The sequence below is a fragment of the Rhodococcus spelaei genome (genome assembly GCF_006704125.1).
GTDB classification, from domain to species: domain Bacteria; phylum Actinomycetota; class Actinomycetes; order Mycobacteriales; family Mycobacteriaceae; genus Rhodococcus_G; species Rhodococcus_G spelaei.
This window is the reverse complement of record NZ_VIGH01000004.1, coordinates 205,628-229,239: the sequence shown is the minus strand read 5'-3', so window position 1 is coordinate 229,239 and position 23,612 is coordinate 205,628. Positions and strand designations below refer to the sequence as shown.

Annotated in this window: 18 protein-coding genes; 10 read left to right on the top strand and 8 right to left on the bottom strand. The window is 70.2% G+C overall.

The window, feature by feature from the left end; genetic code table 11:
• The first annotated feature begins 91 nt into the window (after positions 1-91).
• The gene (locus FK531_RS10445) at positions 92-1,927 is read left to right on the top strand and encodes an acyl-CoA dehydrogenase (protein WP_142098876.1); all 1,836 of its coding nucleotides are present in this window, start codon (positions 92-94) and stop codon (positions 1,925-1,927) included.
• 109 nt (positions 1,928-2,036) lie between these two features.
• Here FK531_RS10445 and FK531_RS10440 read toward each other — a convergent pair whose 3' ends face one another.
• The gene (locus tag FK531_RS10440; RefSeq protein ID WP_142098873.1) at positions 2,037-2,513 is read right to left on the bottom strand and encodes a flavodoxin family protein; all 477 of its coding nucleotides are present in this window, start codon (positions 2,511-2,513) and stop codon (positions 2,037-2,039) included.
• Between the two features lie 449 nt (positions 2,514-2,962).
• Here FK531_RS10440 and FK531_RS22810 point away from each other — a divergent pair, with 449 nt between their 5' ends.
• Both FK531_RS22810 and FK531_RS22805 read left to right on the top strand, forming a co-directional pair.
• Positions 2,963-3,634 carry a DUF222 domain-containing protein gene (locus FK531_RS22810; RefSeq protein WP_253037032.1) on the top strand — a complete coding sequence of 224 codons (672 nt, stop codon included), beginning with the start codon at positions 2,963-2,965 and terminating at the stop codon, positions 3,632-3,634.
• Positions 3,535-4,518 carry an HNH endonuclease signature motif containing protein gene (locus FK531_RS22805; protein ID WP_253037033.1) on the top strand — a complete coding sequence of 328 codons (984 nt, stop codon included), beginning with the start codon at positions 3,535-3,537 and terminating at the stop codon, positions 4,516-4,518. The genes FK531_RS22810 and FK531_RS22805 overlap by 100 nt, the downstream gene beginning before the upstream one ends.
• Positions 4,519-4,544: 26 nt before the next feature.
• Here the strand turns inward: FK531_RS22805 and FK531_RS10430 are convergent, their stop codons facing one another.
• Positions 4,545-4,865 (bottom strand): GYD domain-containing protein, encoded by a 321-nt coding sequence (locus FK531_RS10430; RefSeq protein WP_142098870.1) that lies wholly within the window; start codon positions 4,863-4,865, stop codon positions 4,545-4,547.
• 141 nt (positions 4,866-5,006) lie between these two features.
• On the opposite strand from FK531_RS10430, the gene FK531_RS10425 reads away from it, so the two are divergent.
• On the top strand, positions 5,007-6,254 hold the full coding sequence (locus FK531_RS10425) for an oxygenase MpaB family protein (RefSeq protein WP_246098089.1): 1,248 nt from the start codon (positions 5,007-5,009) through the stop codon (positions 6,252-6,254).
• Between the two features lie 74 nt (positions 6,255-6,328).
• Here FK531_RS10425 and FK531_RS10420 read toward each other — a convergent pair whose 3' ends face one another.
• The 4 genes from FK531_RS10420 to FK531_RS10405 form a co-directional block, all read right to left on the bottom strand.
• Entirely contained in the window at positions 6,329-8,437 is a 2,109-nt protein-coding gene (locus FK531_RS10420) for a VanW family protein (RefSeq protein WP_142098867.1), read from the bottom strand.
• Positions 8,438-8,857: 420 nt separating this feature from the next.
• On the bottom strand, positions 8,858-9,667 hold the full coding sequence (locus FK531_RS10415) for a glycoside hydrolase family 19 protein (protein ID WP_142098864.1): 810 nt from the start codon (positions 9,665-9,667) through the stop codon (positions 8,858-8,860).
• Between the two features lie 609 nt (positions 9,668-10,276).
• Positions 10,277-11,272 carry an aldo/keto reductase gene (locus FK531_RS10410; RefSeq protein ID WP_142098861.1) on the bottom strand — a complete coding sequence of 332 codons (996 nt, stop codon included), beginning with the start codon at positions 11,270-11,272 and terminating at the stop codon, positions 10,277-10,279.
• A 95-nt stretch (positions 11,273-11,367) separates the two neighbouring features.
• Complete coding sequence (locus FK531_RS10405) at positions 11,368-12,699, bottom strand: acetyl-CoA C-acetyltransferase (protein WP_142098858.1); 1,332 nt, start codon at positions 12,697-12,699, stop codon at positions 11,368-11,370.
• Positions 12,700-12,832: 133 nt separating this feature from the next.
• Between FK531_RS10405 and FK531_RS10400 the strand changes: the two genes are divergently transcribed.
• Together FK531_RS10400 and FK531_RS10395 are read left to right on the top strand one after the other, a co-directional pair.
• A complete protein-coding gene (locus FK531_RS10400; RefSeq protein WP_142098855.1) occupies positions 12,833-14,179 on the top strand; it encodes a 3-oxoacyl-ACP reductase in 1,347 nt (448 codons plus the stop codon).
• Positions 14,179-15,072 carry a MaoC/PaaZ C-terminal domain-containing protein gene (locus tag FK531_RS10395; protein ID WP_142098853.1) on the top strand — a complete coding sequence of 298 codons (894 nt, stop codon included), beginning with the start codon at positions 14,179-14,181 and terminating at the stop codon, positions 15,070-15,072. Before FK531_RS10400 ends, FK531_RS10395 begins: the two co-directional genes overlap by 1 nt.
• Before the next feature lie 87 nt (positions 15,073-15,159).
• On the opposite strand, the gene FK531_RS10390 is transcribed toward FK531_RS10395, so the two are convergent.
• On the bottom strand, positions 15,160-15,753 hold the full coding sequence (locus tag FK531_RS10390) for a TetR/AcrR family transcriptional regulator (RefSeq protein ID WP_142098851.1): 594 nt from the start codon (positions 15,751-15,753) through the stop codon (positions 15,160-15,162).
• A 142-nt stretch (positions 15,754-15,895) separates the two neighbouring features.
• Positions 15,896-17,023, bottom strand: a complete 1,128-nt coding sequence (locus FK531_RS10385) for a glycoside hydrolase family 3 N-terminal domain-containing protein (protein ID WP_142099549.1) — start codon at positions 17,021-17,023, stop codon at positions 15,896-15,898.
• Between the two features lie 229 nt (positions 17,024-17,252).
• Here FK531_RS10385 and FK531_RS10380 point away from each other — a divergent pair, with 229 nt between their 5' ends.
• The 4 genes from FK531_RS10380 to FK531_RS10365 all read left to right on the top strand — a co-directional run bounded on the left by FK531_RS10380 (position 17,253) and on the right by FK531_RS10365 (position 23,595).
• Positions 17,253-17,720 carry a universal stress protein gene (locus FK531_RS10380; protein WP_142098850.1) on the top strand — a complete coding sequence of 156 codons (468 nt, stop codon included), beginning with the start codon at positions 17,253-17,255 and terminating at the stop codon, positions 17,718-17,720.
• A gap of 60 nt (positions 17,721-17,780) precedes the next feature.
• Positions 17,781-18,863, top strand: a complete 1,083-nt coding sequence (locus FK531_RS10375; RefSeq protein ID WP_142098848.1) for an isochorismate synthase — start codon at positions 17,781-17,783, stop codon at positions 18,861-18,863.
• A 123-nt stretch (positions 18,864-18,986) separates the two neighbouring features.
• Entirely contained in the window at positions 18,987-19,157 is a 171-nt protein-coding gene (locus FK531_RS10370; protein ID WP_142098847.1) for a DUF2613 domain-containing protein, read from the top strand.
• Positions 19,158-19,230: 73 nt separating this feature from the next.
• Positions 19,231-23,595 (top strand): alpha-(1->3)-arabinofuranosyltransferase, encoded by a 4,365-nt coding sequence (locus tag FK531_RS10365; RefSeq protein WP_246098088.1) that lies wholly within the window; start codon positions 19,231-19,233, stop codon positions 23,593-23,595.
• The last annotated feature ends 17 nt before the right edge of the window (positions 23,596-23,612 follow it).

The following is a 23,612-nucleotide window of genomic DNA, read 5'->3' as shown; positions in this document are numbered from 1 at the left end:
AGTAACATCGGCTAAGTTACCGACGAGTAGCCACTTGGGCGGTACTGACCAGGGGCTAGACCGCACCATCTCACCGGGAGAGTTAGAAGACATGGGCCATTACAAGAGCAACGTCCGTGACCTGGAGTTCAACCTGTTCGAGGTACTCGACCTGGAGAAGCCCCTGAGTGCGGGCGCCTGGGGAGACCTGGACGCCGACACGATCCGCACCATGCTGGCCGAGGTCGCCAAGCTGGCCGAGGGTCCGCTGGGCGAGGCCTTCGCCGACACGGACCGCAACCCGCCCGTCTTCGATCCCGAGACCCACACCCTGGCGATTCCGGAGGGCTTCAAGGCCTCCTTCAAGGCCATGTGGGACGGCGAGTGGTACCGCATGGGCCTGCAGGAGGAGATCGGCGGCGTTCCCGCGCCCCGCGCCGTGGTCTGGGCCATCGCCGAGATGCTGCTCGGCGCGCAGCCCGCCGCCTTCATGTACGCCGCAGGCCCGTCCTTCGCGGGCGTGCTGTTCGAGAACGGCACCGACGAGCAGAAGAAGTGGGCCGAGACCTGCGTCGAGCGCGGCTGGGCCGCCACCATGGTGCTCACCGAGCCGGATGCCGGTTCCGACGTCGGCGCCGGCCGCACCAAGGCGATCAAGCAGGACGACGGCTCCTGGCACATCGAGGGCGTGAAGCGCTTCATCACCTCCGCCGTCTCCGATGACATGTTCGAAAACACCTTCCACCTGGTCCTGGCACGCCCCGAGGGCGCCGGACCGGGCACCAAGGGCCTGAGCCTGTTCTTCGTGCCGAACACGCACTTCGATTTCGAGAAGAACGAGATGGGCGAGCGCAACGGCGTCTTCGTCACCGGCGTCGAGCACAAGATGGGCCTCAAGGCCTCCGCCACCTGTGAGCTCACCTTCGGCGGCCACGGCATCCCCGCCAAGGGCTGGCTGGTCGGCGAGGTGCACAACGGCATCGCGCAGATGTTCGACGTCATCGAGCACGCCCGCATGATGGTCGGCACCAAGGCCATCTCCACCCTCTCCACCGGCTACCTCAACGCACTGGACTACGCCAAGCAGCGCGTCCAGGGTGCCGACCTGACCCAGATGACCGACAAGGCCGCGCCGCGCGTCACCATCACCCACCACCCGGACGTCCGACGCAGCCTCGCGATGCAGAAGGCGTACGCGGAGGGCCTGCGTTCGGTGTACCTGTACACCGCCGCGCACCAGGACGAGGCCGCCGCGCTGGCCGTCTCCGGCGCCGACAAGGACCTCGCGTTCCGCGTCAACGACCTGTTGCTCCCGATCGTCAAGGGTGTCGGCTCCGAGCGGGCGTACCAGTACCTGACCGAGTCCCTGCAGACCCTCGGCGGTTCCGGCTTCCTGCAGGACTACCCGATCGAGCAGTACATCCGCGACGCCAAGATCGACTCGCTGTACGAGGGCACCACCGCGATCCAGGCGCAGGACTTCTTCTTCCGGAAGATTGCCCGCGACCGCGGCGTCGCCCTGGCCCACGTCGCCGGCCAGGTCAAGAAGTTCATCGACAGCGACAGCGCGGACAACCGCCTCAAGAGCGAGCGTGCGCTGCTGGCCACCGCTCTCGAGGACGTCCAGACGATGGCCGCGACGCTGACCGGCTTCCTGATGGGCGCCCAGGAGCAGCCCACCGAGCTGTACAAGGTCGGCCTCGGCTCGGTCCGCTTCCTGATGTCCGTCGGCGACCTGCTGATCGGCTGGCGTCTGCTCGAGCAGGCCGAGATCGCAATCAAGGCGCTCGACGCCGGTGCCGGCGACAAGGACAAGGCGTTCTACGAGGGCAAGGTCGCGACCGCGTCCTTCTTCGCGAAGAACGTGCTGCCGGAGCTCACCGCGAACCGCGCCATCATCGCGAACGTCGACAACGACATCATGGAGCTCGACGAAGCGGCGTTCTAGACGCTTCGGGTAGCAAAACCCGGATACACGACGGCGCTGCCGCGCACCGACCAGTTCGGTGCGCGGCAGCGCCGTTCTGATCGTGATCTGGCCATCGGCGTCGGACCGCTCAGGACGCGGGGATGGTCTGCATACGGAGGTGCTCGGCGAATGTATGCGCTGCCTGCAGATCGTCGATATCCGGCCGTCCCTTTCTGATGCCGCCGACGAGCTTGAACGGCTTGTAGGTGTCGAACGCCCGGCAGGAGAACGTATCGAGCACCTTGAGCCCCTTCTGCTCGAGTTGCCGTTCGAGGGAGCGGCTGTAGCGCCGGAACGGAGGTTCGGAAAAGCCGCTGGTGGAGAAGAGGAACGCCGCGGTTGCAGGCTGCGGTGGGAGTGCCCGGACGAATTCTCGTAGCTGTGGGTGGAACGACATCTGAAAGATCCCGGAACCCAATCCCACCAGGTCGTAGCCCTGCAACTCAGTCGGATCGACCTCCTCGGGAGCCATGACGGACGCAGACAGCACCGCGCCCATGACGTCCGCGATCTTTCGGGTGTTGCCGTGCGAGACGGACGTGCACACGATCAGTGCCCTCACCATGATTCTCCTGCCGATGTCGTGTCCATGTTCAGTCCTGTCATTCGGGTTAGGGAATGCAAAGTCCTTCTATGGCCGAGCTTTTCGGAACTTCAGACGACGCAGAGCCCTCGGATGGTCCGTCGTCGACCTCGATCACACACCGTAAAGACACCGCCCACGACGGAAATGTGACAACTGGTCCAATTCGATCAGGTAAGCCGCCCGTCACCTTGACCTGCAGCCAACAGGTTTCCAATCAGCAATACCGTCTTTGCCGAACACCGCAGTCCGCGGCGCACTCCAATCTGACCTGTCACGGCCGCCACACCCGAGCTTCGTCAAAGTAGTCCGGCGTTCCCGTCAATCTTTCGTGCATCTCGACATGGCGGAACGCAGCCGATCAGAGTCGGCGGAAGGTCAGGGTGACATTCCACGAATTCTTGTCGGTGGGTCGCGCTAGTGTTTCGAACATGCATTCGATAGCAGGGGTCGGAGAGGTCGGGCAGGTGGCAACACACCTGACCGCCCTCTCCGCCGCCGTCGACGGCCTGCTCACCGATGAGTTGTCCGGGCTGACGGATGCCGAAGTCGTCGAGACGCTCCAGCGCCTGGAGGCCTCGCTGCGCAAGGCGGCGGCGGTCGGAACCCGACTGGTGGTGGAAGCGGTTGAGCGGTCATTGCCAGGGAGCCTCGACTGCTCCTCGATCAGCACCTTCCTCATCGCCACCCTGCGGATCTCCTCCGGCGACGCGGCCCGCCGGGTCGCGGCGGCGAAGAAGGTCGGCACCTGGCACAACCCCACCGGCGAACAACTACCCCCCGACCTACCCGCCACCGCCACCGCCCAACGCGACGGCGCCATCGGCCCCGACCACGTCCACGAGATCCGCGGCGTGCTCGGCAAAACCCCCCGCGCCGTCGACCCCGCCGCCGTGGAGGTGGCCGAACAGATCCGCCCCCAAGCACTTCGTGCAGGGAGGGACCCCCAGCCGAGTTGGCCCGGTCCTCGACCCCGAGGGCGGTCGCCGACGCGGGCCAGCAGCTGCTCGGGTACCTCAATCCGGACGGCAGCCTCACCGATGACACGGACCGCGCCCGCCAACGCTGCTTCCGCATGGGCAAACAGGATGCCGACCTCATGACCCCGATCTCCGGGCTGGTCGACCCCGAAACCAGGGCGCTGCTCGAACCGCTGCTCGCGAAACTCGCCCGGCCCGGCATGAACAACCCCGACGACCCCGACTCGCCCGCCGGCGACGCCGAATCCCCGAACCTCGACCACGATGCCCTCGTGAAGGCCGCGGCCCGCGACACCCGCACCGCCGGACAACGAGGTCACGACGCCCTCAAGACCGGCCTGCGACACCTGCTCGGGTCGGGGGTGCTGGGTAGTCACCGCGGACTGCCGGTCACCGCGATCATCACCATGACGCTGCAGCAACTCGAAGACGCGTCCGGGGTGGCGACGACCGCCGGCGGTGGGATCGTGCCCATCCGGGACGCGTTGCGGATGGCCGAACACGCACACCCGGTGCTGTGTCTGTTCGACCACCACGGGCGCCCGCTGCACCTGGGCCGCTCGAAACGCCTCGCCACCGCCGACCAGAGGTTGGCGTTGATCGCATCCTCCCGCGGCTGCACCCGCCCCGGCTGCGACGCGCCCGCCACCATGACCGCCGTGCATCACATCCGAGAGTGGAACCACGGCGCCGGCACCGACATCACCAACGAAGACCTCGCATGCGACGCATGCCACGCCCTCGTCAAGGACGGCCCCGCGGGGTGGAGAACCCGCACCGCGCCACCGGAATCCGAACATCCCGGGCGCACCGAGTGGATCGCACCCGCCCACATCGACCCCGACCGACAACCGCGCATCAATCACCGCCACCATCTGGACGACCTCCTCGCCCAGGCACTCCAACGCGCCCGCGCACGCCGGGACGCGGACCTACGACGACACCGCGAGTGCATAACGCGCCCCGACGCCGACCACGAGGCTCCCGAGGACGGCGACGTCCCGTGACCTCAGAAGCCTGGCCAATCGCCGAGTCAGCGACCGGGCACTCGATACTCGGCCTCGCGCCGCACCGCGTCGTCCACCTGTTCCGGCGTCAACAAAACCACCGACTCGGATCTCGCGGCACCCGCAGCGGCGGTTCGGATACCGAGCGTCGCCGCCGCCACCTCGTCCGGCACCTGCCCGATCACGACCAGGTCATGCCCGCCGAGCGCGAAGTAGCAGGATTCGACTGTGCCGCCGACACTTTCGACCATCTGCGTAATCGCATCGCGACGGGATGAGCCGCCTTCCGTCAACAAACCCTTCGCACCCTCGGACGAGTACGTGACCTGCCACAGGTATCGCGGCATCGCTGCCTCCTCGATTCGACGTGAATCAATCGTAGATGTGGCCCCGCCGCAGTGGTGCGGATACGGAGGGCGGGCACGCCGCATCCGCACCACCGGCGCAGGCATTGACAACGCCCGTTGTCATCCTGCATGTTTAGCCCTGTGAGCAAGCCTCGATCGGCGGCCCCGGCCACGTCGGCACCGCCCGCGGCGGTCCCGGAACGGTTCATGCGCGATCCGATCTCCGCGGGACGAGTCGCGGCGCCCCTGCGACTGTTCCTCGGCGCGGCGCCGGATCCCACGTACGAGGAGCGGGACCGACTGGGCCGAGCACTGCTGGAACGCGACGAACCGGGCGACGCCCTCGTCCGAGCGGTGCGCGAGGACCACGTCGTGTCCATGCCGATGTTCCGCGAGGCCCTCGAACGCGGCATCGAGTCGATCCCCGATGCCCCGGAACCGCTGCGGGAGTTCTTCGGACTCCTGGCCCGGACCCCGGACTGGGTGGACGAGCAGAAGCTGGCGCACGGGGCGCGGGTGCTGCGGCGCGCGGGACTCGACGCGTCGCTGGTCCTCGGCTACGGCTCACTGCTCGGCGGCTACAACAACTCGGGGCCGCTGCCGGTCCTGATGGCGTCGGGCAAGCTCACCGGCGAGCAGACTCTGCGGCGGGTGTCCGAGACCAGCGTGTGGTGGCGGGCAGTCACCGCGCCTGGCGGGCTCGATCGGGACGGCGAGGGCTGGAAGCTCACCGTGCACGTGCGCGCCATGCACGCCTTCCTCAACTACCAGCACGAACACGACCCCACCTGGCGCAGCGACCGGCTCGGCCTGCCGATCAACCAGTTCGACCAGGCGGGCACCCTGGGGCTGTTCTCGACCACCTTCCTGATCCACACCCGGGTGCTCGGCATCCCCTACTCGAAGCGGGACGCCGACGCCGCCATGCACCTGTGGTGCTACGTCGGCTGGCTGATGGGCGTGGACGAGCACTGGCTGCCGTTCACCGAGGCCGCCGGGCGGCGGATGATCTATCACATCGGGACGGCGTCACCTGCGGCGGACGCCAACAGCCTCGCCCTGGCGAAGTCGCTGATCGACTCACCGAAACTGATCCGCCACAAGAACTTCCAGCGGATCCGTCGGACCTACGATTACGAACGCGGATTGAGTCTCGCCACCACACTGCTCGGACCCGCCGGGGTGCTCGCGCTCCGCGTGCCGATGCGGCCGCCGTGGTATCCGGTGTGGCGCGCCGTCGCGAACACGGTCAAGCACCGTGGCATCGCCCGACTGCCCGGCGGGCAGCGGTGGGTCGACGCGCGCGCCGAGCGCCAGCTGGACGACGCGCACCGCCGACTGCTCGGCGGCGAGCGCCCGCCGATCGGACGCATCACCCACTCGGAGTGAGCTTCACCCGATGTGAGGCGGACACCTACCGTCGACTGCTCACCATGCTCGAACTCCGCCGACGGCCGGATGCCTCACTCGCACTTGACGATCGGCACCGGGTCGTACTTGACGGTCCGGGTGTGCCGCGAGATCTCCTTGCCCGACGCGTGATCGGTGATCACCCGGGTGTCGCTGGTGGTGAAGCCCTGGGCGCCGCCGGATGCCACGCATCCCGGGCCCTTCGGCAGGGTCACAGTGTTCGGGGAGGTGTACTTGGAGCGGTCGCCAGTGATCGACTGCACATCCACCGTCCTGGTGCCCCAGAGCCGCACCGTCACATCCGATCCCGTGCCGATCGTCTCGATCAGGACGCCGGTCGGTGAGGCGTTCTTGAACTGCAGGTCGATCGCGCCCTCGAACACCGTGGCCTCGCGGGCCGCGGGGTACCGCGAGATGTAGTAGCTGTGCTCGGTGTGACCAGCGTCCTCCATGCCCGCGAAGTACGCGGCGTTGTACAGCGTCGTCGCCAGCTGGCTGATGCCGCCGCCGACTGCCTTGTCCGGTCGACCGTTGTTGATGATCCCCGACTCCACATAGCCCTGCGCCGAGCCGCGCGGGCCGGTGTACCCGTTGAGCGAGAAGGTGTCTCCCGGCTTCACCAGCGCACCGTCGATCTCCTTGGCCGCCAGTCTGATGTTCACCCCGGACGCGTACTCGAAACCGCCGCTGGTGAATTCGCCGATGACTTCCCGAATGCCCAACTTCTGCGCTGCCTCGGTGGTCAGGGCGGGCGGCTTCGGCTGGTAGATCGCCGCGGTGGTCCGCGGCGCCTGGCCGGTGAGCAGGGTCGGCAGTGGATCGAGCGTCTTGTGCCAGTCGATCGCCTCGCCGGCCACCGCCGGCACGACGGTCGGGGTGCCGCCCGCGAGGGAGAACGAGGCGTCCTTCGGCTGCACCTCGGTGGAGGCGAGCTGCGGGCCGAGCAGCCCGGCCGCGGCATCCACGTTGTACCGCGGGGTGAGCCCGCCGCGATCGTCCGGCGCGAACGTCAGCACAGCGCCGACCTGGTCTCGGCCGAGCACCGCGCTCTTGCCGTCCCTGCCGGTGACCACGAGGTCGGCGGCGACAGCCGGGGCAGCGACGTCCCGCAGTGCACTGTCCACGGCGTCCTGCGTGACCGACACCCGCGTGACCTGCACCGGCACCCGCACACCGTCCCGATCGGCCCAGCCGTCGGCGAGCGCCGCCTCGGCGCCGGGACCGTCGAGGGTCTGGCCGTCGCGCGGGGGCACACCGACGGGGTTCGCGCCCTCGAACACCACCGCACCCTCGAGCGGGCCGCGGTCGGTCTGCGCACGCAGTTCGTTCACCGCTGCCGCCAGCTTCGCGTCGTCGCGGGTGGCGCTCACCCCGACTTCGCGATGGGAGAACAGGGAGGTGAACCGGGTCAACGGGCTGCGCGGTTGGTTGCCGGCGCGATCGAGGGTCGCGGGCCAGTCCACGCCGAGACCGGCGGCCTCCGGTACCAACTGGGCCTGCACGTCGCCGGCCTGCACCTGCACCGGTTGCTGCGCCCGCGGGCCGATCTGCGCGCGCAGTACGGTTTCCGCCTCGCTACGTGTCTTGCCACCGACGTCCACGCCCGCAACGGTGACGCCGCGCGGCACCCGATCCGCCGACATGGCGTAGTCCACCGCATAGACGACTGCGCCCGCCGCGAGTACCGCAGCGACGCCGACGCCGACCTTGAATCGCCGCGAGCGGCCTGCCGGTCCGGATTGTGACGCCTCGGGCCCGGCCGGCGGCTGCGGGGGTTCGGCCTGCGGCTGCGGGGGTTCGGCCGGCGGCTGCGGGGGTTCGGCCGGCGGCTGCGGGGGTTCTGTCGGTGGCTGCGGGGGCGGCGGCCCGGCGGGCGCGGACGTGAGCCCGGCGACCGGCTGCGCAACAGTCGCCGCCTCCGCGGCCGGAGCTCCCGTCGCCTGTGTGTCCACGTCCGGTGTTGCGCCGGAATCCGCTGCGGGTGAAGCAGTTCCGGCCGCCGGAGCCGGTCGATGGATGCGCACAGTGGGGGCGTCCGCGGGGAGTTGGGACTGAGCGGGCCCCTCGTTGTTCGGGCCGTCCGCATGCCTGGGCTCGTGCCCGTCGTCGGGGCTCCGCGGCGGCGTCTCGCCGCCCGAATGCCTGCCGATACCGCCGGTCATCAAGGCCCTCCCGATCGTATTCGTCGAGCTGGGCCGCTTGCCCGCCGACCGAACCAGCCTAGCCCGGACAAATCGACCAGCGCCCACCCGAATACCGATGGAGGAGATGACAATCATTCATCCGCCACGCTCGTCGTTGTCACGACCGGTCCGAGTCCGGAATCCACGTGAAACAAGGATGTCCCGCACAGCAACCGGGTCGGGGGTCTGGCTGCTGCACGGGACAACCTGACTATCGCACCGCCTTGCGGGGGCGTTACACAAATTCCAAAGATTCTTCGCTCGGATTGTGAGCGGTCCCAAGAAACCGTTCCTACCTGCCGAAACATGACCCTCCCTCGATGCGGGGGACGCGGCAGCCGATGAGTCCTCGTCGAGAACTGGCGCTACCGGCGCCGACTGCCGTATCTGCAGCGGCCACTACGGGTGGATCAGCACGTCCAGACCGCGCTGGAAGTCCGCCACCCGCTGGGCGAGGGCGTTGTGACCACCGTTGACGACCTCGGACACCCGGACGATTCCCGCGGAATCCGCGACCTGATTGAGGTTGCGGGACGTCCAGTACCAGGCCGCTGTGGTGAACGCGTTCTCCGGCGCCTCCAGCAGCTCGGGATGGGCGACGAAGTCGATGCCGGTGTACTGGCTCACACTCTCGTAGTTGTGGCGACCGGTGATCTGGATGGCGCCGCGCCCCTTGTAGCGCTCGCCGTCGCCTGCCTGGGTGTTGCCGAGGTCTGCTCGGCCCTCGTAGTCACTTCCGGACGCATACTCCTGGAACGTGCGGAACGAGTCGGATTCGACGGCGAGCTGCGCGATGAACGCTGCCTGACGGACGGGAGTGTCGATACCGCCGCGTGCCATCGCCTCGTTCAGCGGCGCGACGTACTCCGCCACCTTCTCTGTGGGCATGCGCGGCACGATGCGTGCCAGCTCGTCAGGGGTGACCTCGGCCGGGGCCGGGGCCGGTGGCGCAGGCTCCGCCGGGGCCGGCGCGGCTGCCTGCGGGGAGCCTGCCGGCTCCACCGCGGGGCGTGCGGGGAACTGAAGGGTCGCGAACAGGTCGCTGGCTGCGTGGAAGCGGGCCTGCGGCGAGCTGACGGTGTCGGCCTTGGCGTTGGCCGCCCCGGCGACGCCGGCAACGGTGCCGGCGGTGGCGATCAGGGCCGCAGCGGCGACCGCCGCACGGAAGTGGCGCGAATGTGAAACAGACAGCGCATGTGAAACTGACATGGGTTGTGCTCCAGGATTCGGCCGAGAGCGGCTCGGCCTCCGAACGGTGCCGCGGGCGTCACCGGAGGACGTTGTGGCCTCCGTCTGATCACCGTCACGCAGCAATAAGGTCACAACCAGGTAACGCCGCAGGTAGACCGGGTTTCAAGGTATCGAGACCAGCGTCACGTTGACAGCGTACGAATAACGCAGGTCACATTCGACGACAATTCGCCGCCTCCACCCCCACCGAACGGGGCCACTCGACGGCAGCGGCACGGGAACCGGGATCCACCCTGCTGCCGTCACGGCGATAAACCGACAGTTCGACTGATGACACTGCAATGCAACATAATTCGGGTCCAGCGGCGCTCAGCAACGACGGCCTGGCCCGCCCCTCCGCGCGACCCGCGTGCGGGTTTCCCGCACCGTTGCCCGACCGAACGGGCGCCCGGCGTCGTCGCCGCGGAACGGACCGGCGCGGGGACCTGTTCGTGTCACACGCCACACCGGATCGCTGGAGGTTCGTGACCTCCGCGTTGCCAGACAGGCGCACGAAAAGCTCTCTCCGTGACCTTCCCGAGACCGGGTGGCGCGAGGGTGTTCGATCGAACTCTCGGGGCGTCCTGGTTACTCCCGCCCGACGGACACCCATGTCGGATCAGCCGAACGCGCCCCGACGGTGATCGCGGCCAGTTCGTCGAGCCGGGCGACCCGGTCGGCGGTGAGGTCGAACATCACCGCTCCGGCGTTCTCCTCGACCCGGGCGGCGACCCGGGTCCCCGGGATGGGCACGACCGGCAACCCGAACTCGCGCCCCTTGGCGTAGAGCCAGGCCAGCACGACCTGCGCCGCCGTCGCATCGGATTCGTGGGCGACCTGCTCGATCACCTCGAGCACCTTCGCGTTGCCGGGCTGGGCCTCGGCGTCGAAGCGGGGGAACCTGCGCCGCAGGTCGGACTCGCCGAGTGCGGACGGGTCGTAGGTGCCGGTCAGGAACCCTCGACCGACCGGCGAGTACGGAACGAAACCGACACCGAGTTCGGCGGCGGTCGGGACGACGCTGCGCTCGACGTCGCGGCTCCACACACTCCACTCACTCTGGATCGCAGCGATGGGATGGACCGCGTGGGCGCGCCGCAGTTCGTCGCCGGTGGCCTCGGACAGGCCGAGGTGCCGGACCTTTCCGGCGGTCACGAGCGCCGCCATCGCACCGACCGTCTCCTCGATCGGCACGTGCGGATCGACCCGGTGCAGGTAGTAGAGGTCGACGCTGTCGACGCCGAGGCGGCTCAGCGATGCCTCCAGGTACCCGGCGACATGCTCGGGCCGTCCGTCGATGCCCCGCTGTCCGTTCGCGATGGGGCCGACGAGACCGAATTTGGTGGCCAACTGCACCTCGCCACGCCGGGTGCGCAGCACCTCGCCGACAGCCTTCTCACTGGCACCGTCCCCGTACACGTTGGCGGTGTCGAGAAAGGTGACGCCGATGTCGATCGCGTGATGCAGGGTGGCGAGGGCCTGCGCCGGGTCGACCGGCCCGTAGACCGGGGCGACCGACATGGCCCCGTACCCCTGGGCACTGACGTCGAGGCCCTCGGCGAGCGCAACGGTGCGAACAGTCATGGCTCGCATCCTCGTACACGACGAGAAGAAACGCACGGTCTCGGATCAGTGTGATCCGAGACCGTGCGCCGAAGGTCGTGCGTCGAAGTGGCCGGCTACCGCTCGATGATCGCGGTGACGCCCTGGCCGCCCGCCGCGCAGATCGAGATCAGGCCGCGACCGGATCCCTTCTCCGCCAACATCTTCGCCAGCGACGCGACGATCCGGCCGCCGGTCGCGGCGAACGGGTGCCCGGCCGCCAGCGAGGATCCGTTGACGTTGAGCTTGCTGCGGTCGATGGAGCCGAGCGCGCCGTCGAGGCCGAGCCGCTCCTTGCAGTACTCGTCCGACTCGAAGGCCTGCAGCGTCGCGAGCACGACGGAGGCGAACGCCTCGTGGATCTCGTAGTAGTCGAAGTCCTGCAGGGTCAGGCCGTTTCGGGCCAGCAGCCGCGGGATGGCGTAGGTCGGGGCCATCAGCAGGCCGTCGTCGCCGTGCACGTAGTCGACGGCGGCGGTCTCGGAGTCGACCAGGTGCGCCAGCACCGGCAGGTTGCGCTCGGCGGCCCACTCGTCGGTCGACAGCAGCGCGACGGAGGCGCCGTCGGTGAGCGGGGTGGAGTTGCCGGCCGTCATCGTCGCGTCGCCGAGCCTGGTGCCGAACACCGGCTTGAGGGTGGCCAGCTTCTCCACGGTCGAGCCGGGCCGCAGGTTGTCGTCGCGGGTCAGGCCGAGGAACGGGGTGATCAGGTCGTCGAAGAAACCGCGGTCGTAGGCGGCTGCCATGTTCTTGTGGCTCGCGGCGGCCAGCTCGTCCTGGTCCTCGCGCCGGATGCCGAACTCCTTGGCGGTGATCGCGGCGTGGTCGCCCATCGACAGTCCGGTGCGGGGCTCGCCGTTGCGCGGGATCTCCAGACCGACCATCGAGGGGCGGACGTGGCCGAGCAGCTTGACCCGGTCGGCGGTGGTCTTGGCGCGGTTGACCGAGAGCAGGAACTCGCGCAGCTCGTCGTTGACGCCGATGGGAGCGTCGGAGGTGGTGTCGGTGCCGCCGCCGATGCCCGACTCGATGCGTCCGGCGGCGATGGCGTCGGCGACCGCGACGATCGACTGCAGGCCGGTGCCGCAGGCCTGCTGCAGGTCGAACGCCGGGGTGTACGGGCTGAGCGCGCTGCCGAGGACCGACTCGCGGATGAGGTTGAAGTCGCGGCTGTGCTTGAGCACCGCACCGCCGGCGACCATGCCGAGCCGCTCGCCCTGCAGGTTGAACCGGCTCACCAGGCCGTCCAGGGTGGCGGTGAACATGTCCTGGTTGGACGCCTGCGCGTACGCCTTGTCCGAGCGCGCGAAGGGGATGCGGTTGCCGCCGAGGATGGCGACGGGGCGAAGTTGCCTGCCACCGGCCTTGGGGGCTGCGGCCGGCTTGCTGTTTCGGGCTCTGGGGGTCACGTCGGTCTCCATGTATGTGGGATCTCGATGCATTGGGATCCTGCCTCGACATCAAACTTACTGCAGAGTAAGTTCAATGTCGACACCGCACCCGGACAGCGGGTGCCCGATTTCGCGACAAAGAAGGTGGACCGTGGCAGCCAGCAAGGGCGCTCCCGACCTCTACTCCAGTTTCCTCTCGTCCGCGCCGGGCGCATTCATCGCCAAGCAGGCCGGACTGCCGCAGCCTGAGCACCTGCGGCGCTACAAGGCCGGCGAACCGCCGTTGGCCGGTCCCATCGTCATCGGCGGCGCCGGCCGCCTGGTCGAGCCGCTGCGCGCGCTGCTCTCGGACTACGTCACCGCGCAGCCGCACGACGACCGCTACGGCGCACTCGTGTTCGACGCCACCGGCATCTCCCAGGTCACCGAGCTGGTCGGGCTGTTCGAGTTCTTCCAGCCGGTCATCCGCAACCTCGCACCCAGCGCCCGCGTCGTGGTCCTCGGCACCACCCCCGAGGAGACGTCCGGCGTCGACGAGCAGATCGCCCAGCGCGCGCTCGAGGGATTCACCCGCAGCGTCGGCAAGGAGGTCAAGCGCGGCGCGACCGCCCAGCTGGTCTACGTCTCCCCGAAGGCCGCGACCGGACTGTCCGGCGTCGAGTCCACCCTGCGCTTCCTGCTCTCGGCGAAGTCGGCGTTCGTCAGCGGTCAGGTGATCCGGGTCGGCGCCGCCGATTCCGTCGCCCCCGCCTCCTGGGACAAGCCGCTCGAGGGCAAGGTCGCCGTCGTCACCGGCGCCGCCCGGGGCATCGGCGCGACCATCGCCGAGGTGCTCTCCCGCGACGGCGCGCACGTCGTGTGCGCGGACATCCCGGCCGCCGGCGCCGAGCTGTCGGACACCGCGAACAAGGTCGGCGGCACCGCGCTCGCGCTCGACGTCACCGCCGAGGACGCCGCGGAGAAGCTGGCCGCGCACCTGCTCGAACGGCACGGCGGCGCGGACATCATCGTGCACAACGCCGGCATCACCCGCGACAAGACGCTGGCGAACATGGACGAGGCCCGCTGGAACATGGTGATCGGCGTCAACCTGCTTGCGCCGCAGAAGATCACGGACCACCTCGTCGCCAAGGGCGCGCTCAAGGAGGGTGGCCGGGTGGTCGACGTGTCCTCGATCGCCGGCATCGCGGGCAACCGCGGCCAGACCAACTACGGCACCTCGAAGGCCGGCGTCATCGGCCTGGTGCAGGCCACCGCTCCGGTGTTGGCGGAGAAGCAGATCACCATCAACGCCGTCGCACCCGGCTTCATCGAGACCGCGATGACCGCCGCGATCCCGTTCGCGACCCGCGAGGCCGGACGCCGGATGTCGTCGCTGCTGCAGGGCGGTCAGACCGTCGACGTCGCAGAGCTGGTCGCGTACTTCGCGAGCCCCGCCTCCAACGCCGTCACCGGTCAGATCGTCCGGGTGTGCGGCCAGTCGCTGCTGGGTGCCTGATGGCGGGCCGCGTGATCGAACTCGACCGGCAGCCGAGCACCCTCGACATCTACGCGCGCGCCGCTCTCGGCTCGCTGCCGGTGGTCGGGAAGTCGGGCGGTCGGCGCAGCCTGCCCGAGCAGACCCTCGCACTGAAGGGACTGCGGGTCGACACCGACAACCTGGCTGCGTACACGCGAGTGTGCGGGCTGAGGTTCGGCGACACCCTGCCGATCACCTACCCGTTCACGCTGGTGTTCCCGACCGTGATGAAGCTGATGGTCTCGGCCGAGTTCCCCTTCCCGGCAATCGGTTCCGTGCACACCGACAACGTGATCGAGCAGCTGCGACCGATCTCGGCGAGCGAGCCGCTGGACCTGAAGGTGCACGCGGAGAACCTGCGCGCGCACCCGAAGGGCACCCAGGTGGACCTGGTCAGTGAGATCAACGTCGGCCGCGAACTGGTCTGGCGTCAGGTCAGCAGCTTCCTGAAGATGCACCCCACCGGGGCGCCGAGGGAGGAGAAGGCGCCCCGCACCGAGGAGACGCCTCCGCAGCCCATGCGCACCCTGCGGGTGGACCAGAAGACCATCAGCAAGTACGCGGCCGTCTCCGGTGACCGCAACCCGATTCACGTGTCGTCGTTGGGCGCCAAGGCATTCGGGTTCCCGCGGACCATCGCACACGGCATGTGGAGCGCAGCCGCCGTGCTCGGCGCGGTGGAAGGTCGGGTCGCCGACTCGGTCACCTACCGCGTCAAGTTCGGCAAGCCGGTGGTGCTGCCGGCAACGGTGAACGTCTACGCCGACGAGGTCACCGGCGACAGTGCCTCGGGTGTCGGGGGGTCGGGCTGGGACCTGGCCATGCGCAACCCGAAGAAGGGGTACCCGCACCTGACCGCGACCCTGCGGTAGACGACTCGGCCGCCCACGGGCTGGGTGATGGGAACCTTCTACCGGTCAGACCGGGCGAAGGTTCCCATCACCCGGGGCGGCGCGCTACTACTTCTTCTTGCCTGCGAGGCCGCGCCAGGCGAGGCTCTCGAGCAGGTCTGCGGCGGCGTCGACGGCGATCTCGCCACCCGCGACGCGGTCCGCGACCGCCTCGCCCGCGCCGACCAGTGCGACGGCCATGATGCCGAAATCGGTACCCGGCTCCGGGTCCTTGGTGCTGGACTCGAGCAGTTTGGCGGTCAGCTCGATCAGCCGCTGCCGGCTGCCCTGCACCTGCGACGCGAACGCCTGCTGGGACATCGACTGCCGGTAGAGCACCATCCACGACGGCCGGTTCTCGTCGACGAACCCGAGGAACCCGACGAGCGCGGCGCGCAACTGCTCGCGCGGCGTCAGGTGCGGGTCGGCGGCCGGGGTGATGGCCTCGACGAAACGCAGTCCCTCGCGGGCGATGCACGCGGCGAACAGTTCGTCCTTGGAGCCGTAGTAGAGGTAGAGCATCGGCTTGGAGATCTCGGCAGCGGCGGCGATCGCGTCCATCGAGGTGTCGTGGAAGCCGTTCGCGGAGAACACCTCGACCGCGGCGTCGAGCATCTGCTGCTCGCGCACTGCGCGAGGGAGCCGCTTGGTGCCGCCAGCCATCATTCCTCCAGAGTCTGCGGTCCCACACGCGGTGGAGACCCCACAGTCGATCTTACTCTAGAGTAAGAATTTCGTACGTTCTCCGCATTCTCCCCGGCACGCCGACTCCGACTCGCACCGGCCCCTCACTGCGGCAACGAGCTCAGCAGCTGACGACGCCCTTGGCCCGCGCCACCCGCAGCACCGACGCGTCCACCCGCTGCGCGCTCAGCTGACCCGACGACACGACCTGCTCGAGGTGGTCGAGCACCTCCGGCACCTGTGCCGTGGTCAACCACAACGCGACGTCCGCGCCCGCGGTCAGCGCGGCCCCGACCGCGTGCGCGATGTCCATCCGGTCGGTGATCGCCCGCATCCCGGACAGGTCGTCGGTGAAGATCGGGCCGTCGAACGGCGGCGCGTCGTAGCCGGTCCCGGTGCGCAGCAGGTTCATCGCCGCCGGGCTGATGCTCGCGGGCACACCGGGCGCGGTCAGGCCCGGCACGTCGAGGTGCCCGACCATCACACCGACGCCGGTGGTCACGAGCGTGCGGTACGGCACCAGGTCTCGTGTCTGCAACTGGTCCAGCGGCGGCGTCGTCACCTCGCCGGTGTGCGAGTCGCCCGACCCCGACCCGTGGCCGGGGAAGTGCTTGATCACCGGGAACACCCCGGCGTCGCGCATGCCGCGGGCGTACTCGCCGGCGTAACGCGTCACGACCGCCGGGTCACCGGAGAACGACCGGTCCCCGATCACCGAGTTCGCCGGCTGGTCGCTGACGTCGACGACCGGCGCGAAGTTCACGGTGATGCCGAGGTCGTGCAGCTGGCGGCCCCGGGTCAACGCCATCTGATAGGTCTGTTCCGGCGTCATCGTCTGCGCGACCGTCCGCGGCGCGGGGTCGTCGCCGAGCAGGTCCGCGACCCGCGACACGCGTCCGCCCTCCTCGTCGATGCTCACCATCAGCGGCACCTTCGCGACCGCCTCGACCTGCGGTACCTGCTTGCCCGCCAGCATCGACTCGTCGGTCCAGCTGCCGACGAAGATGCCGCCGACCTGCTCGCGGCGCACCACGTCCACCGCGTCGGCGGTCCCGGTCACGCCGACGTTCAACAGCTGCGCGAGCTTCTGCCGCGGCGAGAGCCCGGCCAGGAAGTCGGCGCCGCACACCGCCGGCTCGTTCTGGTCGCGGGCCCCGGTCACCAGGTCCCGGTTCGGGACCTCGGTCGTCGTGGGCGGGGCCGCCGACGTCGTCGAGTCGGTCCCCGAGGTGCCGCACGCGGCGAGCATTCCGAGACCGAGAACCAGGGTCGCGACACGGGTCGATCGGGTGAAGGTCACAGGACGAGCCTAATGCCCCGCTCTCGAGATCCACTGCCGGCCGCCGGGGATCCACGTGGACGCACAGCCCTGGGGCGAAGGGGCCCCACCTGGCATTTCGACTACGCGGCGAGGCCCCGCGAGGGCCCCGGCACGGTAACCTGAGGGCAGGATCGCCGCCCGAGAAGAGGAGGTCTCGATGCCCGCCGACCTGATGCTCATCGCCTACGACGGAACCGAGAATTCCAAGCGCGCAGTCGAATACGCAGGCCGCTTCCTCAGCGCCGAACGCGCCGTCGTCATCACCGCCTGGGAACCGATGGTCCGCCAGGCCGCCCGGATGTCGGGACTGTCGGGGGTGATGCAACCCGAGTGGGTCCCCGACGAGGACAGCGAGGACATCGCACTGACCGACGCGAAGACCGTCAACGTCGAGGGCCTCGACCTCGCGCGGAGCGTCGGGCTCAACGCGGAAGGCCGGACGGCGGAATGCGTCACCACCATCTGGACGACCATCGTCGAGGCGGCCGACGATCTGAACGCCGACATCATCGTCACCGGCACCCGCGGCACCACCGGACTGAAGTCGCTGTTGCAGTCGTCGGTCGCCGACCACGTGCTGCGGCACAGTCACCGCCCGGTGCTGATCGTTCCGCCAGGAAGGTAGGGGTCGGGCGCGCCCGGCACGTCGGCGCTCGGGCACCGGCGACTATCGTCGAGAGCCGACATGGACGGTTTCCTGCTCTCGCGCGCCGACCGGACCCTGCGCACCTCCGGCAGCCGGGACCAGTACCGCGGAATCGACGCCGCCGCCGAGGCTCTCGCGCGGCGGGACGTCCCGCTCGTCGTCGGTGCGCTGCCCTTCGACCCCTGCGGTCCGGCCGCGCTGACCGCCCCCGAGACCGCGGTCTTCACCACCGGGCCGTGGCGCCCCGAGGCCGTGCCGACCCTGCCCGCCGTCCGCGTCGCCGAGCGACTGCCCGCTCCCGAGGAACACCTGCGCCGGGTCGCCGTCCTGGTCGACCGGTTGCGGGCGGGCGAACTGGACAAGGTGGTCGCCGCACGCTCGGTGATCCTCGAAGCCGACCACCCGATCCGGCCGTGGTCGCTGCTGGCCCGACTGGTCGACGGCGATCCGCACGGCAACGGATTCGGCGTCGACCTGACCCCCGCCGGCGACGACTACACCGGGCACGCCCTCGTCGGGGCCAGCCCGGAACTGCTGCTCGAACGGACCGGCCGGGAGGTCCGTTGCTTCCCCCTCGCGGGGACCGCGCCGCGGCGGGCCGATCCCGAGGCCGACCACGCCGAGGGCCAGGCCCTGCTGGCGTCGGCGAAGAACCGGATCGAGCACGCCTACGTCACCGACCGGATCCGCGAGGTCCTCGGGCCCGTCTGCACCGAACTGTCGGTGCCCGACGCGCCCGAGCTGGTCAGTACCCGACAGGTGTGGCACTTGGCCACCCCCATCCGCGGACTGCTCCGTGACCCGGCACCGTCGGCCCTCGAACTGGCCCGACTGCTACACCCCACCCCCGCGGTCGGCGGCACCCCGTTCGCGGCGTCGCTCGACGCCATCCGCGCCACCGAGGAACCCCGCCGCTTCTACGGCGGCGCCGCAGGCTGGTGCGACGCCGACGGTGACGGCGTGTGGGTGGTCGCGATCCGGTGCGCCGAGGTCGACGCGGACGGCCTGCGACTGCGGGCCTGGGCGGGCGGCGGCATCGTCGCGGCCTCGGACCCCGACTCCGAGCTGGCCGAGACGACAACCAAACTCGGCACCCTGCTCGGCGCGCTGGGCGTTTCGTGAGGGCAGGCGGGCAAGGGTCACCGCGTCGAGGCAAACTCCGGCAGCGAGCCCTCCCGTCCCGCCCCGGGTGATACCTTGACGCGAAACGTTTTCAGCCAGGCAGAAGCAAATGGGAGATCCGAGATGAAGTTCCTTGTCCCCGGCGTGGCAAGTGCAGTGATCGGCGCGGTCCTCGGACTCGGCGCCGTCTTCGGGATCACCGCGGCCGCCTCGGACAACACCCGTCCGGACATCGACCGCACCGGCAACGCCAATTCCTCCCTGCTGAACCAGGTTGAGTACGGCAGCCGTTAACAGCTCCTCGCAGACGACTTCCAGCTCGTCCCCGACGTCCGGGGCGCCGAACTCCGTCACTGATTCCGGCCGCGTGAACACCGCGCCGTTGTCGCGGCGGTGGCTGTTCGGCGCCTCGGCCGTCGCCTTCGTACTGGCGTTCCTGCAGTCCCCCGGACTGCTCGTCGCCGACACCAAGTACGACCTCACACAGAACCCGATCGGGTTTCTCGCGCGCGCCTCGCACCAGTGGTCCAGCCAGGCCCCCCTCGGCCAGGTCCAGAACCAGGCGTACGGCTACTTCTTCCCGCACGGCGCGTTCTTCGCGCTCGGCCAGCTCGCACACATTCCGCCGTGGATCACCCAGCGGGTGTGGTGGGCGCTGCTGCTGATCGCCGGCTTCTGGGGCATCGTCCGGCTCGCCGAGGCCCTCGGTGTCGGCAGTCGCAGCTCGCGCATCATCGCGGCGCTGTCGTTCGCCCTCGCGCCGCGGGTGCTGACCACCCTCGGTTCCATCTCCTCCGAGACCCTGCCGATGATGCTGGCGCCGTGGGTGCTGTTGCCGGTTGTCATTGCGACTTCGTCGCCTGTGAGTCCTTTCGGCCCCCACGCGGGCCAGAAGGACTCACGGGCGCGGAGCGCCTCGGTGCTGGCGGCGCAGTCGGCGGTGGCGGTGGCACTGATGGGCGCGGTCAACGCAGTCGCGACCGGCGCCGCCTGCCTGATCGCGGCGCTGTGGTGGGTCAGCCACCGCCCGAACCGGCGCTGGTGGCGATTCACCGCCTGGTGGATCCCGCTGTGCCTGCTGGCAGTCGCGTGGTGGATGGTGCCGCTGCTGCTGCTCGGCAAGGTCAGCCCGCCGTTCCTCGACTACATCGAGTCCTCCGGGGTCACCACCCAGTGGACCAGCCTCACCGAGGTGCTGCGCGGCACCGACAGCTGGACCCCGTTCGTCTCCCCCGAACGCATCGCCGGCGCGGTCCTGGTCACCCAGCCGGCCGCCGTGGTCGCCACCGGACTGATCGCCGCCGCGGGCCTGGCCGGGCTGGCGATGCGGGCCATGCCCGCCAAGGGCAGGCTGGTACTGATCCTGTTCGTCGGGCTCGCGGGACTCGCCGCCGGCTACGTCGGTGAACTCGGCTCCCCGTTCGCCGACACCGTCCGGACCTTCCTCGACTCCGGCGGCGCCCCGCTGCGCAACGTGCACAAGCTCGAACCGCTGGTCCGGCTGCCGCTCGCGCTCGGCCTCGCGCACCTGCTCGCGAAGGTCCCGCTGCCCGGCTCGGTCCCGACCGCCCGCTGGCGCAGCGCGTTCGCGCACCCCGAACGCGAACCGATGGTCGCGGTCACCAGCCTGATCCTCGTGGCACTCACCCTGTCCACCTCGCTGGCCTGGACCGGCAAGCTCGCGCCGCGCGGCGCCTACGACGCGGTGCCGGGCTACTGGCACGAGGCCGCGGACTGGTTGAGCGAGAACGCCGGCGGCACCTCACCCGACGGGTCCGACGCGCAGCGCGCGCTGGTGGTCCCGGGCGCCCCGTTCGCCGCCCAGGTCTGGGGCCTGACCCGGGACGAACCCCTGCAGGCGCTGGCGACCACCCCGTGGGCGGTCCGCGACGCCGTGCCGCTGGTGCCACCGGGCGCGATCCGCGCGCTCGACTCCGTGCAACGCCTGATCGCCGACGGCAGCCCGTCCGACGGACTCGCCGAAACCCTGCTCGAGCAGGGCATCAGTTACCTGGTGGTGCGCAACGACCTGGATCCGGAGACGTCCCGCTCGACGCGACCGCTACTGGTCCACCAGGCCGTGGACGACTCCCCCGGACTGTCCCGGGTGGCCCAGTTCGGGGAGGACGTCGGTCCGGGTCACGTGGACGGGTTCGTCGCGGACGGCGACCTGCGGCCACGGTATCCGGCTGTCGAGATCTACCGGGTCTCGGATCCGCATCGACCCGAGACGGTCGCGTCCGGCCCGTTCACCGTGGACCTGGCCGCGGTGCCCGTCGTGCAGGGTGGACCGGAGTCGTTGCAGCGCTTGAACTCCCGGCGCGAGCCGGGCGACAGCCCGACCTCCGGACCGGTGCTGCTGGCAGCCGACGCCGCCCGCGCCGGACTGCCCGTCGACTCCGTCACCGTCACCGACACCCCGACCGACCGGGAAACCGATTTCGGCCAGGTCGACAACCACAGTTCGGCACTGCGCGGGCCCGACGACCCGCGGCGCACCTACAACCTCGTGCCCGACTACCCGGTCGACGGCGCGCCGCTGGTGACCGGCGTGTGGGACGGCGCCCGGATCAGCGTGTCCAGCTCCGCCGCCGACGCCACCCAGCTCGGCGGCACCGCGCCGGGCAGCGGGCCCGCCGCGGTGGTGGACGGCGACCAAGCCACCGGCTGGTTCAGCAACGGCCTGGAAAGCGCACTCGGACAGTGGCTTCGACTCGACTTCGACAATCCGGTCCGCGCCGGGCTGCTGCACCTGCGGACCAGCCCGGCCGCGCTCGGCGTCCCGGTCAAGCAGCTCGAGATCACCACCGCGAACGGCAGCACCGCGGTGCGGGTCGGCAAGCCGGGCGACCTGCTGACCGTCTCGCTGCCGCCCGGCGAGACCGACTGGGTCAAGATCACCGCCACCAGGACCGAGGACGGTTCGGTGGGAACCCAGTTCGGCATCAGCGAGCTGTCGGTCGAGGACTACACCGACCGGGACCACCCGGTCACCGTGCCCATCCGCCACCGGACAGTGCTGCCTCCCACCCCGACGGGCGCGACCGTCGACGCCTGGGACCTCGGCCAGGAACTGCCCGGCCGCACCGGCTGCGTCGACGCCACCGACCGGGTGCGCTGCGGCCGCGGCCTGGCCATGCAGCCCGAGGAACTCGCCGCGTTCGAGCGGACGCTGTCGGTGCCCGCCGACACGACAGTGACGCCGCGGCTGCTGGTGCGGTCGCGACAGGGCCCGGCGCTCGAGGCACTGCTGGCCGACCCCGCTCGGGTGCAGGCCGTCGGGGACTCGGAGGTCGGCGACGTCCGCGGCTCGGCGGCCGCCGCGACCGACGGCGACCCCCGCACCAGCTGGACCGCCGCCACCGACTCCACCACCGGCAAGGGACCGAAACCAACTGTCACGCTGAATCTTCCGCACCCCGTCCGGGTGACGGGACTCGAGCTCACCCCGAGCCTCGGCGCGTTGCCCGCCCCGGCGACGGCCGTCGCGGTCAACCTGGGCACCGGCCCGCAGGTACGTGAGATCCGCGACGGCCGGGTGCAACTCGAACCCGCCGTCACCGACCGCATCGTGCTCAGCGTGACCGCCTGGGACGACGTGTTGGACCAGACCGCGTTCGGGTTCGCGCAGCCGCAGCCGACCGGGATCGCCGAGATCGGCGTGCTCACCGCCGGACCCGACGGTCGGGACGTGGTGATGCCCGGAACGGGGCCCGACCCGGCGGACGCCGCCGATCGGACCGTCACCGTCGGCTGCGCAGACGGTCCGGTGATCTCCTTCGCGGGTCAGGTACTGCACACCACGGTGACCGCGACAGCCGAGCAGTTGCGTTCCGGCGCACCGGTTCCCGCGACCGTCTGCGGCACCCCCGCAGCGACACTCCCCGCGGGCGAGCAGTCCGTCGTGGTCGCACCGGGACCGGCGTTCTTCGTCGACGGCCTGCGCCTGGACGCCGCCACCCCGCCCGTCTCCGACGCGCCCCGGGCCGAGACGCCGGTACCCACCACAGCCTGGACCCCCAACCACCGCGAGCTGACCTTCACCGCCACCGGCCGCGACCGGCTGGTGGTGATCCCCGAGTCGCAGAACATCGGCTGGATCGCGACCGCACCGGACGGCACCGAGCTGTCCCGGGTGGTGGTCAACGGCTGGCAGCAGGGCTGGGTGATCCCCGCCGGCACCGACGGCACCGTCACCCTCGAGTTCCCGACCGACCGCTGGTACCGGCTCGGCATCGCGGCGGGACTGCTCGCGTTGATCCCGTTGTTCGCGCTGGCGCTGGGCCCGATCGTGCTGCGTGGGACCCGCCGCCGCCCCACCGATCCCGGTCCGGCGCCACGCACCTGGCGCAGCGCCACTGCCGGCTACGTCGGCGTGCTGGCGTCGGCGACGGTCGTCGCGGGCTGGCCCGGGCTGGCGGTCACCGTGATCGTGACGGCGCTGGCGATCACCGTCGGGCGGCTACGTGGACCGGTCGCGGCGGCCCGGACCCTGGTCGGGCTCGCGGGGCTGGGCACCGTGACCGGTGCGGCACTGCTGTCCACCGGACCGTGGCGGGCACCGGGCGGGTACGTCGGGCACGCCTGGCAGGTTCAGCTCGCGACGCTGGTCGCGGTGGTCGCGGTCGGGTTGGCCGCGGTGCCGCTGTCGGGTTCGGCCGCGCGCGCTGCGCGTCGGCGGCTCTCCCAGCGGTTCAGCGCCAGCCGGGCCGGTTCCTCGAGCAGCGCGTAGCTGGCCGAGGCCACCGC

Bases quoted from the DNA above. Each gene is read 5' to 3' on its own strand.
- FK531_RS10445 (WP_142098876.1), top strand. From the start codon at position 92: ATGGGCCATTACAAGAGCAACGTCCGTGACCTGGAGTTCAACCTGTTC.
- FK531_RS10440 (WP_142098873.1), bottom strand. From the start codon at position 2,513: ATGGTGAGGGCACTGATCGTGTGCACGTCCGTCTCGCACGGCAACACC.
- FK531_RS22810 (WP_253037032.1), top strand. From the start codon at position 2,963: ATGCATTCGATAGCAGGGGTCGGAGAGGTCGGGCAGGTGGCAACACAC.
- FK531_RS10430 (WP_142098870.1), bottom strand. From the start codon at position 4,865: ATGCCGCGATACCTGTGGCAGGTCACGTACTCGTCCGAGGGTGCGAAG.
- FK531_RS10420 (WP_142098867.1), bottom strand. From the start codon at position 8,437: ATGACCGGCGGTATCGGCAGGCATTCGGGCGGCGAGACGCCGCCGCGG.
- FK531_RS10415 (WP_142098864.1), bottom strand. From the start codon at position 9,667: ATGTCAGTTTCACATGCGCTGTCTGTTTCACATTCGCGCCACTTCCGT.
- FK531_RS10410 (WP_142098861.1), bottom strand. From the start codon at position 11,272: ATGACTGTTCGCACCGTTGCGCTCGCCGAGGGCCTCGACGTCAGTGCC.
- FK531_RS10395 (WP_142098853.1), top strand. From the start codon at position 14,179: ATGGCGGGCCGCGTGATCGAACTCGACCGGCAGCCGAGCACCCTCGAC.
- FK531_RS10390 (WP_142098851.1), bottom strand. From the start codon at position 15,753: ATGGCTGGCGGCACCAAGCGGCTCCCTCGCGCAGTGCGCGAGCAGCAG.
- FK531_RS10385 (WP_142099549.1), bottom strand. From the start codon at position 17,023: ATGCTCGCCGCGTGCGGCACCTCGGGGACCGACTCGACGACGTCGGCG.
- FK531_RS10380 (WP_142098850.1), top strand. From the start codon at position 17,253: ATGCCCGCCGACCTGATGCTCATCGCCTACGACGGAACCGAGAATTCC.
- FK531_RS10375 (WP_142098848.1), top strand. From the start codon at position 17,781: ATGGACGGTTTCCTGCTCTCGCGCGCCGACCGGACCCTGCGCACCTCC.
- FK531_RS10370 (WP_142098847.1), top strand. From the start codon at position 18,987: ATGAAGTTCCTTGTCCCCGGCGTGGCAAGTGCAGTGATCGGCGCGGTC.